This window comes from Serratia sp. CY38905 (assembly GCF_052168875.1).
Lineage (GTDB): Bacteria > Pseudomonadota > Gammaproteobacteria > Enterobacterales > Enterobacteriaceae > Serratia > Serratia sarumanii.
In genome coordinates this window covers 104282-116222 of record NZ_JBJNLV010000011.1, presented here as the reverse complement: position 1 = coordinate 116222, position 11941 = coordinate 104282, and the positions used below count along the sequence as shown (strand labels likewise).

Genomic DNA, 11941 nt, shown 5'->3' with positions numbered 1-11941 from the left:
GGGACGGGTGCAACAAATTATTTCCATGTTGTTAAGTGGGTGTTATTTTCCGCGCAAGCAATGAACAGGCTGGATTTTTAGACTGCTGCCTGGTGCGTGTCTTCCCCCCATAGGATGTTCATATGAAAACAACGATCTTTAAGAGCCTCTATTTTCAGGTGCTGACGGCGATCACGCTGGGTATCCTGCTTGGCCATTTCTACCCTGACCTCGGCGCCGAGATGAAACCTCTGGGCGATGGCTTCGTCAAACTGATCAAGATGATTATCGCCCCGGTGATCTTCTGCACCGTGGTGACCGGCATCGCCGGCATGGAAAGCATGAAAGCGGTGGGCCGCACCGGCGCCATCGCGCTGTTGTATTTTGAAATCGTCAGCACCATCGCGCTGATTATCGGCCTGGTGATCGTCAACCTGGTGCAACCGGGCGCCGGCATGAACGTCGATCCCGGCACGCTGGACGCCAAGGCGGTGGCAGTCTACGCCGAACAGGCGCAGCAGCAGGGCATCATTCCGTTCCTGCTGGACATCATCCCCGGCAGCGTGATCGGCGCGTTCGCCAGCGGCAACATTCTGCAGGTGCTGCTGTTCGCGGTGCTGTTCGGCTTCGCCCTGCATCGCTTGGGTGAAAAGGGGCAGCTGATCTTCAACGTGATCGACAGCTTCTCGCGGGTGATTTTCGGCATCATCAACATGATCATGCGCCTGGCGCCGCTGGGGGCCTTCGGCGCCATGGCGTTTACCATCGGTAAATACGGCGTTGGCACCCTGGTGCAACTCGGCCAGCTGATCGTGTGCTTCTATATCACCTGTATCCTGTTCGTGGTGGTGGTGCTGGGCAGCATCGCCCGCGCCAACGGCTTCAGCATCTTCAAATTCGTCAACTACATCAAAGAAGAGCTGCTGATCGTGCTGGGGACCTCGTCGTCCGAGTCCGCGCTGCCGCGCATGCTGGATAAAATGGAGAGGCTGGGCTGCAAGAAATCGGTGGTGGGCCTGGTGATCCCGACCGGGTACTCCTTCAATCTGGACGGCACCTCTATTTACCTGACCATGGCCGCGGTGTTTATCGCGCAGGCGACCAACACCCACATGGACATCATGCATCAGATTACCCTGCTGGTGGTGTTGCTGCTCTCCTCCAAAGGGGCGGCGGGCGTGACCGGCAGCGGCTTTATCGTGTTGGCCGCCACCATCTCCGCCGTCGGCCACCTGCCGTTGGCCGGCCTGGCGCTGATCCTCGGCATCGACCGCTTCATGTCGGAAGCCCGCGCGCTGACCAACCTGGTGGGCAACGGGGTGGCGACCGTGGTCGTGGCGAGGTGGTGCGGCCAACTGGATGAGAAACAGCTGAAAGCCACGCTGAACAACAAAAACGCCGGCGCGGACAAAACGCTGCCTTCCGCCTGATATTGACGGCGAATCACCGGCCGCAGCCGCGGCCGGTGAGGTTTTCCCCCTGCCTCGTAACGATTTCTTGCATTAAAAACCCCGCTATCTATTATTTTTCACTCTAATGAGTGACATCCGCAAAGGCGCGCGGTCTAACACGATGGTACACTTTCTGCTTTCCGCCCCACTGTGAAACTCAGGGCGTATTTTTATGATTCCATTGAATGGAATACACGCATTTGCATAAGAAATTGGATAGTCATTAAGTAGGGGTTCACATGCAGGGCACCAGAATTCATCTTATAGTTGGTGGGCTGCTATTGGCTGCAGCCAGTAGCAGCGTGCAGGCTGAAGCACTACAACCCGATCCTGCCTGGCAGCAGGGGGCGCTGGCCAACGGGTTTTCATGGCAAATTCTCGATACGCCGCAGCGGCCAAGCGACCGCGTGGAACTGCGGCTGATCGTCAATACCGGCTCTCTGGTGGAGTCTTCGCAACAGACCGGCTTCGCCCAGCTGTTGCCGCGGCTGGCGTTGACGCGCAGTGAAAGCTTTACCGCGCCGCAGCTGCGCGCCCTGTGGCAGCAGAGCGTGGATAACGAGCGGCCGCTGCCGCCGGCTATCATCTCGTATGATTTCACCATGTATAATCTCAGCCTGCCGAATAACCGGCCTGACCTGCTGAAAGAAGCGCTGGCCTGGCTGGCGGACACCACCGGCAAACTGGCGATCGACGAGCATACGGTGCACGCGGTGATGAACTCCACCATCAATCCGGTCGGCACGTTCCCGCCCAATACCCAAGACGTCTGGTGGCGTTACCGCCTGAAAGGCTCGACGCTGCTGGCGCACGATCCGGCGCAGCCGGCGAAACGGCCGGTCAACCTCGAACAGCTGAAGAAATTCTATCAACAGTGGTATACCCCGGATGCCATGACGCTGTTCGTTGTCGGCAAGGTCGACAGCCGCAGCCTGGGCGAGCAGATCAACAAGGCGTTCTCGCCGCTGCAGGGCAAACGTGAAACCCCGGCCCCGATGCCGACTCTGACGCCGCTGCCGCAACAGCCGGTGAGCCTGATCAGCGAGCAGGTGAAACAGGATACGCTGTCGATCATGTGGGATTCGCCGTGGCATCCGATTCGCGATTCGCAGAGCCTGCTCCGTTACTGGCGTGGCGATCTCGCCCGCGAGGCGCTGTTCTGGCATCTCCAGCAGACGCTGGAAAAAAGCGACCAGAAGAGCCTGCATCTGGGCTTTGACTGCCGCGTGCAGTACCAGCGCGGGCAGTGCGCCATCCATTTGGATACGCCGAACAACAATCTTAACGGCAGCCTGGGCTTTATCGCCCGCGAGCTGGCCAACGTGCGTGACAACGGCCTGTCGAAAGAAGAATTCGATGCGCTGCTGGCGCAGAAAAACGATCAGCTGAGCAAGCTGTTCGCGACCTACGCCCGCACCGACACCGATGTGCTGATGAGCCAGCGCCTGCGTTCGCAACAGAGCGGGGTGGTGGATATCGCGCCGGAACTGTATCAGAAGCTGCGCCAGGAGTTCCTGTCCAGCCTGACGCTGGAGACGCTGAATCAGGCGCTGAAGCTGCAGCTTTCTCAGGAGGCGACGCTGGTGCTGATGCAGCCGAAGGGTGAGCCGGAAATGAGCATGAAGCAGCTGCAGGAAACCTATGACGGCATCATGATGCCGGCGCCGGCGGTGGTGACGGAGGAAGCCAAACCGGCCGACGCCGCGGTGGCTGCGCCGGCGACGGACGCCGGCGCGCAGTAATCGCAGCAGGGGGCTCAGGCCCCCTCAGTTGCGGTACAGCACCTTGATGATGTGGTAACCGAACTGGGTTTTGACCGGGCCATAAGGTTTGAGCAGCGGGATGCTGAACACCGCTTTATCGAACGCCGGCACCATCGCGCCCTTGTTGAATTCGCCCAGCGAGCCGCCGTTGCGTTTTGACGGGCAGCTCGAGTATTTGCGCGCCAGCGTGTCGAAGCTGACGCCGCGCTTCAGCTTGGCCAGCAGCTCGTTGGCCAGCTTTTCATTGTCTACCAGAATGTGCAGGGCGCACGCCGTTTTTGCCATGGTATTGCCTTTGTCGATGCGAAAATTGCGCTGATTATACCCGCTAAATCTCATCGGCGCTTTCTGCTACAATTCCCTTCCACGTTTTACAGCCGAGCAAGCCAGCACCATGCGATTAAACCCCAGCCAACAACAAGCCGTCGAATTCGTTACCGGGCCCTGCCTGGTGTTGGCCGGTGCCGGTTCCGGCAAGACGCGCGTTATCACCAACAAGATAGCCCACCTGATCCACCATTGCGGTTATCAGGCGCGGCACATCGCCGCCGTGACCTTTACCAACAAGGCCGCGCGCGAGATGAAAGAGCGCGTGTCGCAAACTCTGGGGCGCAAAGAGGCGCGCGGGCTGATGATTTCCACTTTCCATACCCTGGGGCTGGAGATCATCAAGCGGGAATACGTGGCGTTGGGGATGAAGTCCAACTTTTCGCTGTTTGACGATAGAGATCAATTTGCCTTACTGAAAGAATTGACTAAGCAATGGTTAGAAGAAGATAAAACATTACTTAGCCAACTGATTACGACCATTTCGAATTGGAAAAATGATCTCATTGATCCTCCTAAAGCGATGGAGATAGCTCGTTCGCAGCGTGATAAGCATTTTGCCCACTGCTACGGCCTGTACCACGCCCATATGCGGGCGTGCAACGTGCTGGACTTTGACGATCTGATCCTGTTGCCGACGCTATTGCTGCAACGCAACGAAGAGGTGCGCGAACGCTGGCAGCAGCGCATCCGCTACCTGCTGGTGGATGAGTACCAGGATACCAACACCAGCCAGTACGAGCTGGTGAAGCTGCTGGTGGGCAACCGCGCGCGCTTTACCGTGGTGGGTGACGATGATCAGTCGATCTACTCCTGGCGCGGCGCGCGGCCGCAGAACCTGGTGCTGCTGAAGGACGATTTCCCGGCGCTGCAGGTGATCAAGCTGGAGCAAAACTACCGTTCCAGCGAGCGCATTCTGAAGGCGGCCAACATTCTGATCGCCAATAACCCACACGTGTTTGAAAAACGGCTGTTTTCAGAATTGGGTTATGGCGAGGAATTGAAACTAATTACTGCTAATAACGAGGATCACGAAGCCGAGCGGGTGGTGGGGGAGTTGATCGCCCACCACTTCGTGAAAAAGACCCACTACGGCGATTATGCGATCCTGTACCGCGGTAACCACCAGTCGCGGGTGTTTGAAAAGATGCTGATGCAGAACCGCATCCCGTACAAGATTTCCGGCGGCGATTCATTTTTCTCGCGCCCCGAGATCAAGGATCTGCTGGCCTATCTGCGCGTGCTGACCAACCCCGACGACGACAGCGCCTTCCTGCGCATCGTCAATATCCCCAAACGTGAGATAGGTCCTACAACACGACAGAAATTGGGCGAATGGGCCAACCAGCGCAACAAGAGTTTATTCCACGCCAGTTTCGATCTGGGGCTGAGCCAGCATTTGACCGGGCGCGGGCTGGAGTCATTGCAGCGCTTTACCCACTGGCTGGGCGGCATCGCCCAACAGGTGGAGCGTGAGCCAGTGGCGGCGGTGCGCGATCTGATCCGCGGCATTGATTACGAAAGCTGGCTGTTCGAAACAGCAAGCAGCCCGAAGGCCGCCGAAATGCAGATGAAGAACGTCAATACGCTGTTCGGCTGGATGACGGAGATGCTCGAGGGCAGCGATCTGAATGAACCGATGACGCTGGCCCAGGTGGTGACGCGCTTCACCCTGCGCGACATGATGGAGCGCGGTGAAAGCGAAGAAGAGCTGGATCAGGTACAACTGATGACGCTGCACGCCTCCAAGGGGCTGGAGTTCCCTTACGTGTTTCTGGTGGGCATGGAAGAGGGCCTGCTGCCGCACCAGAGCAGCATCGATGAAGACAATGTCGATGAAGAGCGGCGTCTGGCCTATGTAGGGATCACCCGCGCGCAAAAAGAGCTGATTTTCAGCCATTGTCGGGAGCGCCGCCAATATGGTGAGCTGATGCGCCCAGAACTAAGTAGGTTTTTAGATGAGTTGCCGCAGGATGATCTAAAGAGAGAAACAGAACGTAAGGTCGTCACTCCGCAGGAAAGAATGCAAAAAGGGAGAGCCGGTGTCGCGAATCTTTGGGCTCAGTTGGAAAAGGCAAAAGAGAAAAAGTAACAAGGGCGCTCATTGCGCCCTGGTCATTTCAACGCTGTTCTTCCAACCGCAGCGTCCAGTGGACGTAGCTCTGCCAGTGGCTTTCCTGCTCCAGCGCCTCGGCGCGCAGCGGATGCTGTTCCAGCCAACCCGGCGGCAAGATCACCGTCAGTTCATCGTCCTGATTGGCGCGCAACCGCACCGCCGGCAGCGTGTCATCGCGGCGGCGGCTGGCGAAGATGATCGCCAGGCGCAAAATGCGGCACAGACGCTGCGCAGTGCGCGGCGGCAGGGCGTTTTGCTGGTTCAACAGCGACAGGTCGAGGGGGTTGCTCTGGTTTTGCAGCAGGGTGGCCAGCAGTTTTTTCTGCGCCGGGGTAAAGCCGGGTAAGTCCAGGTGGCGGATCAGGTAGGCGGCGTGTTGCGGCGCCTGCTTGAAATCGACGCTGAGGCCGAGTTCGTGGATCAGACTGGCGCTGTGCAACAGCTCGCGACATCGCGCATCCAGCTGCCACTCGTTGGCGACCTGCTGCGAGAAGTTGGCGGCGAGTTGGCTGACGCGTTCGGCCTGCTCGGTGTCGATCAGGTAGCGGCGCTGCAGGTTGCGGATGGTGCGGATGCGAATATCCTGCTCCACCGGCAGATGCAGCATGCCGTAAACCAGGCCTTCACGCAGCGCCCCGCCGGCAAGCATCATGCTCTCGATGCCCAGTTCCTGGAAGATGGCCAACAGAATGGACAGGCCGCTCGGGAACACCAGCGCGCGCTCCAGCGTCAACCCTTCGATCTCCAGCTCTTCCAGCTTGCCGCACTGAATGGCGCGCTGTTTCAGCTGGCGCAGCTTGGGCAGGGTGATGCGCTCATCCATGCCTTGCGCCACCATGATCTCCTGCAGCGCCTGTACGGTGCCGGAAGCGCCGACGCAGATCTGCCAACCTTGCTGGCGCAGCTGCGGTGCGATCGGCCGCACCATTTCGCGCGCGGCCTGTTCGGCGCGCTCGAAGTTTTCTTGCCCGAGGTTGCGATCGCTGAAGTAGCGCTCCAGCCAGGTGACGCAGCCCATCGACAGGCTATACAGCTGCGATGCCTGTGCGCCGGTGCCGGTGACCAGTTCGGTGCTGCCGCCGCCGATGTCGACGACCAGCCGCCGATCCGGCCCGCCGGTGGTGTGCGCGACGCCATGATAAATCAGCCGTGCTTCTTCTTCGCCGCTGATCACCTGTACCGGGCAGCCGAGGATTTGCTCGGCGGCCTGCAGGAACTCATCGGCGTTGGACGCCAAGCGCAGCGTGGCGGTGGCGACGACGCGGATCTGCTCGCGCGGAATGTCCTGCAGGCGTTCGGAGAACAGCCGCAGGCACTGCCAGCCGCGTTGCATGGCCTCATGCGACAGGTGATTGTTCTGATCCAGCCCGGCCGCCAGGCGCACCTTGCGCTTGATCCGCGCCAGGGTCTGAATGCTGCCGGCCACCTCGCGCACCACCAACATGTGGAAGCTGTTGGAGCCGAGATCGATGGCAGCATAAAGCGTGCTGGAGCTGAGCATGGCGATCAGCTCGAGCGTTTACGGTTGTTGCGCGGCGCGCCGCCGCGACGAGGCGCGGAGTTGCGACGTGGGCCGTTGCCGCCGCGCGGGCGCGACAGGCGTTTCGGCGCCGGCAGATCGGTCAGCAGCGCATCGCTATTGTACTTGCTTACCGGAATGCTGTGGTCGATATAGGTCTCGATCGCCGGCAGGTTGAGCGCGTACTCTTCACACGCCAGGCTGATGGAGTGGCCGCTGGCGCCTGCGCGGCCGGTACGGCCGATGCGGTGCACGTAGTCTTCGCAATCGTCAGGCAGATCGTAGTTGAATACGTGGGTGACGGCAGGAATGTGCAGACCGCGCGCGGCGACGTCGGTGGCGACCAGGATGTCGAGGTTGCCTTTAGTGAAGTCGTCAAGGATGCGCAGGCGTTTTTTCTGCGCCACGTCACCGGTCAGCAGGCCCACGCGGTGACCGTCGGCGGCCAGATGGCCCCAGATGTCTTCGCAGCGGTGCTTGGTGTTGGCGAAGATGATGGCGCGATCCGGCCACTCTTCTTCGATCAGCGTCTGCAGCAGACGCATTTTTTCTTCGTTGGACGGGTAGAACAGCTCTTCTTTAATGCGGTGGCCGGTTTTCTGTTCCGGTTCCACTTCAACATATTCGGCGTTGTTCATCTGCTCGAAGGCCAGCTCGCGTACGCGATAGGACAGGGTGGCGGAGAACAGCATGTTCAGGCGTTGATCGGCCGCAGGCATGCGGCGGAACAGCCAACGGATGTCTTTGATAAAGCCGAGATCGTACATGCGATCGGCTTCATCCAGCACGACAACCTGCATCGCGCCGAGATCGACATAGTTCTGCTTGGTGTAATCGATTAAACGGCCGGTGGTGCCAATCAGAATGTCCACGCCGCTTTCCAGCACTTTCAGCTGTTTGTCGTAGCCGTCGCCGCCGTAGGCCAGGCCCAGTTTCAGGCCGGTGCTCTGGGAGAGCGCTTCTGCGTCGGAGTGGATTTGCACCGCCAGTTCACGCGTAGGCGCCATGATCAAGGCGCGCGGCTGATTGGTCTGGCGATCCTGTTTCGCCGGGTGAGTCAGCAAATAGTGAAAAGTAGACGCCAAAAACGCCAGCGTCTTTCCGGTACCGGTTTGCGCCTGACCTGCAACGTCACGCCCGGAGAGCGTGAGCGGCAATGCTAACGCCTGGATGGGCGTGCAATTGTGAAACCCTTTTTTCTCAAGGGCTTCAAGGACTAACGGGTGCAGGGCGAAGTCGGAAAACTTCTGTTCAGTCAAGTGTGTTTTGCTCATAGTGTGGTAGAATATCAGCTAACTATTGCTTTACGAAAGCACATCCGTTGAAATAAACGCGGTGCAATAAAATCACCTTGAGTTGGTTAATGCTACACCAACAAGGTAGACATAATCCTGTGGAGTAGAACATGAGCGATAAAATTATTCACCTGACTGACAGCAGCTTCGACGCTGACGTGCTGAAAGCGGAAGGGCCGATCCTGGTCGATTTCTGGGCTGAATGGTGTGGGCCGTGCAAGATGATTGCTCCGATTCTGGATGAGATTGCCGAAGAGTTCGAAGGCAAACTGACCATCACCAAGCTGAATATCGATCAGAACCCGGCTACCGCGCCCAAGTACGGTATCCGTGGCATCCCTACGCTGTTGCTGTTCAAGAACGGTGAAGTGGCCGCGACCAAGGTTGGCGCGTTGTCCAAAGGTCAGCTCAAAGATTTCCTGAACGCGAATCTGTAATCGGGCGGGAAGCCCAGTATCAGGCGCCTGGCGGTGATGTTCAATTCACCGCTAGACGCCTGCCAAGAAGCGTGTTAAGTTTAACCACACTGCATATAGAACTTGCCCGAAGTTTTAAATCTAAAGAGTTTGAATCTAAAGCTATACTCTGTGTCGAATCACTGGCGTTGAAAGTAAACTGAACTCAGCCCGTGTTTTGGCAATCAAACGGTTTTGCAAAAATCATTTTTAAGGTACCTTCGATCTTCAACCGTCAATGCGTGCGCCCGATGTAAGCCATTTCTTACCGCGACGGCTCTGCGCCCGGTGATCGAACGTCCAGTAAACAGGCACGCATCTCGCTGCCATACCATTCACGATACAAGTTCGAGACATACCCCGAGTTTAAGAACCCACCACTATGAATCTTACCGAATTAAAGAATACGCCGGTTTCTGAGCTGATTACTCTCGGCGAAAATATGGGGCTGGAAAACCTTGCCCGCATGCGCAAGCAGGACATTATCTTCTCCATTCTGAAGCAACATGCGAAAAGCGGAGAAGATATCTTCGGCGACGGCGTGCTCGAGATATTGCAGGATGGATTCGGTTTCCTCCGCTCTGGAGACAGTTCCTACCTCGCCGGTCCCGACGACATCTACGTATCCCCTAGCCAAATCCGCCGCTTCAACCTCCGCACAGGTGACACCATTTCCGGTAAGATTCGCCCGCCAAAAGAAGGCGAGCGCTATTTTGCCCTGTTGAAAGTCAACGAAGTCAACTACGACAAGCCGGAAAACGCCCGCAGCAAGATCCTGTTCGAGAACCTGACGCCGCTGCACGCCAATTCCCGTCTGCGGATGGAGCGCGGCAACGGCTCGACCGAAGACCTGACGGCGCGCGTACTGGATCTGGCGGCACCGATTGGCCGTGGCCAGCGCGGCCTGATCGTGGCGCCGCCGAAAGCCGGTAAAACCATGCTGCTGCAGAACATTGCGCAGAGCATCGCCTACAATCACCCAGACTGCGTGCTGATGGTGCTGCTGATCGACGAACGTCCGGAAGAAGTGACCGAGATGCAGCGTCTGGTGAAAGGCGAAGTGATCGCATCGACCTTCGACGAGCCGGCTTCGCGCCACGTGCAAGTGGCCGAAATGGTGATCGAGAAGGCCAAGCGTCTGGTTGAGCACAAGAAAGACGTGATCATTCTGCTCGACTCCATCACCCGTCTGGCGCGTGCCTACAACACCGTGGTACCGGCTTCCGGCAAGGTGCTGACCGGTGGTGTGGACGCCAACGCCCTGCATCGTCCGAAGCGTTTCTTCGGTGCGGCGCGTAACGTGGAAGAGGGCGGCAGCCTGACCATCATCGCGACCGCGCTGGTCGATACCGGTTCGAAGATGGACGAAGTGATCTACGAAGAATTCAAAGGTACCGGCAACATGGAATTGCACCTGGCGCGTAAAATCGCCGAGAAGCGCGTATTCCCTGCGATCGATTACAACCGCTCCGGTACCCGTAAAGAAGAGCTGCTCACCACTTCCGAAGAGCTGCAAAAAATGTGGATCCTGCGCAAAATCATTCACCCGATGGGTGAGATTGACGCGATGGAGTTCCTCATTAATAAGTTGGCGATGACTAAAACCAACGATGAATTCTTCGATATGATGAAACGCTCATAATTCGTTAAAAAATTCGCTGAACGCCACGCCTAGTCGTGGCGTTTTTTGCTTTTGGCGGATACGATAAGTAGCGGTAATGGAAAAGTAAGTTGTTTCTACGACTTATTGAGAATTCTTCTTGTTTTTGATATCTGGGTGTGCGACATGTTACAGCCGGAATTGGCCGCGGTGCTGGGGCGAATGAGAATGAATTCCCGCATCATAAGAAATGACTGAAAGGCAACGGGATCTCATGGCATAGCCTGTCGCCCATGTTAAGCTGCCTTATCTTCTTACGAGATCTGTTAATTGTGAACCTACTCACTATGAGTACTGAAATTCTATTTGTTTTCCTATTCTCCTTAGCTTTCCTCTTTGTTGCCCGTAAGGTAGCGAAACGCATTGGGTTGGTTGATAAGCCGAACTATCGTAAACGTCACCAAGGATTAATTCCGTTGGTTGGCGGTATTGCGGTCTATGCCGGCCTATGCTTCGCTTTCTTTATATCGGAACAAAAGATTGCACACAGTGAACTTTACCTCACCTGCGCGGGCATTTTAGTGTTCATCGGTGCCTTGGATGACCGTTTTGATATCAGCGTTAAGATCAGGGCGTTAGTTCAGGCATTGGTAGGCGTTGCCATGATGGTGTTCGCCGGTTTGTATCTGCGCAGCTTTGGCCATGTACTGGGTAACTGGGAAGTCTTACTGGGTCCCTTTGGCTATTTGGTGACACTGTTTGCGGTATGGGCGGCTATCAATGCTTTCAATATGGTTGACGGCATTGATGGCCTGCTGGGTGGGTTGTCGTGTGTCTCCTTCGGTGCGCTAGGCCTGCTGCTGTACCTGAGCGGCCATAACGAGCTGGCGTTCTGGTGCTTTGCGATGATCGCTGCCATCGTTCCCTATATTTTGCTCAACCTCGGTATCCTCGGCCGCCGTTATAAGGTGTTCATGGGGGACGCCGGTAGCACCCTGATCGGCTTTACCGCCATTTGGCTGCTGCTGCAAAGTTCGCAGGGGGCCACTCGCTCGATCAATCCGGTGACTGCACTGTGGATCATCGCTATTCCGCTGATGGATATGATAGCGATCATGTATCGTCGCTTGCGCAAGGGGATGAGCCCCTTCTCTCCCGATCGTCAACATATTCACCATCTGATCATGCGCGCCGGTTTTACGCCAAGGCAGGCTTTTGTGCTCATCACTCTGGCAGCCGTATTGTTAGCTGCGGTTGGCGTGATCGGCGAACGCCTGACTTTTATCCCAGAGTGGGTTATGTTGGCATTATTCTTGCTTGCTTTCTTCCTGTACGGTTACTGCATCAAGCGCGCCTGGCGGGTTGCGCGGTACATTAAGCGTATCAAGCGTCGGCTGCGGCGTTCGGGCGATAACAAGCAAGTATCTTAACCAGAG

Annotated in this window: 9 protein-coding genes; 6 read left to right on the top strand and 3 right to left on the bottom strand. The window is 57.1% G+C overall.

The window, feature by feature from the left end; all coding sequences use genetic code 11:
• Positions 1-122: 122 nt before the first annotated feature.
• Positions 123-1409 (top strand): dicarboxylate/amino acid:cation symporter, encoded by a 1287-nt coding sequence (locus ACJ8MK_RS20375; protein WP_060428425.1) that lies wholly within the window; start codon positions 123-125, stop codon positions 1407-1409.
• A gap of 260 nt (positions 1410-1669) precedes the next feature.
• Positions 1670-3172, top strand: a complete 1503-nt coding sequence (locus tag ACJ8MK_RS20370; RefSeq protein ID WP_033636624.1) for a M16 family metallopeptidase — start codon at positions 1670-1672, stop codon at positions 3170-3172.
• Between the two features lie 24 nt (positions 3173-3196).
• On the opposite strand, the gene ppiC is transcribed toward ACJ8MK_RS20370, so the two are convergent.
• Complete coding sequence (gene ppiC / locus ACJ8MK_RS20365; protein WP_004934175.1) at positions 3197-3478, bottom strand: peptidylprolyl isomerase PpiC; 282 nt, start codon at positions 3476-3478, stop codon at positions 3197-3199.
• A 109-nt stretch (positions 3479-3587) separates the two neighbouring features.
• On the opposite strand from ppiC, the gene rep reads away from it, so the two are divergent.
• Positions 3588-5612: a DNA helicase Rep gene (gene rep, locus ACJ8MK_RS20360; protein WP_442518013.1), complete on the top strand. Its 2025-nt coding sequence runs from the start codon at positions 3588-3590 to the stop codon at positions 5610-5612.
• Between the two features lie 28 nt (positions 5613-5640).
• Here the strand turns inward: rep and ppx are convergent, their stop codons facing one another.
• Entirely contained in the window at positions 5641-7137 is a 1497-nt protein-coding gene (ppx, locus tag ACJ8MK_RS20355) for an exopolyphosphatase (protein ID WP_033636627.1), read from the bottom strand.
• A 5-nt stretch (positions 7138-7142) separates the two neighbouring features.
• Positions 7143-8429, bottom strand: a complete 1287-nt coding sequence (rhlB, locus tag ACJ8MK_RS20350) for an ATP-dependent RNA helicase RhlB (RefSeq protein WP_004934183.1) — start codon at positions 8427-8429, stop codon at positions 7143-7145.
• A gap of 131 nt (positions 8430-8560) precedes the next feature.
• Here rhlB and trxA point away from each other — a divergent pair, with 131 nt between their 5' ends.
• The 3 genes from trxA to wecA all read left to right on the top strand — a co-directional run bounded on the left by trxA (position 8561) and on the right by wecA (position 11935).
• Positions 8561-8887 (top strand): thioredoxin TrxA, encoded by a 327-nt coding sequence (gene trxA / locus ACJ8MK_RS20345; RefSeq protein ID WP_033636629.1) that lies wholly within the window; start codon positions 8561-8563, stop codon positions 8885-8887.
• Positions 8888-9287: 400 nt separating this feature from the next.
• Complete coding sequence (rho, locus tag ACJ8MK_RS20340) at positions 9288-10547, top strand: transcription termination factor Rho (protein WP_004934188.1); 1260 nt, start codon at positions 9288-9290, stop codon at positions 10545-10547.
• A gap of 290 nt (positions 10548-10837) precedes the next feature.
• Positions 10838-11935 (top strand): UDP-N-acetylglucosamine--undecaprenyl-phosphate N-acetylglucosaminephosphotransferase, encoded by a 1098-nt coding sequence (gene wecA, locus ACJ8MK_RS20335; RefSeq protein WP_086581128.1) that lies wholly within the window; start codon positions 10838-10840, stop codon positions 11933-11935.
• Positions 11936-11941 lie beyond the last annotated feature (6 nt).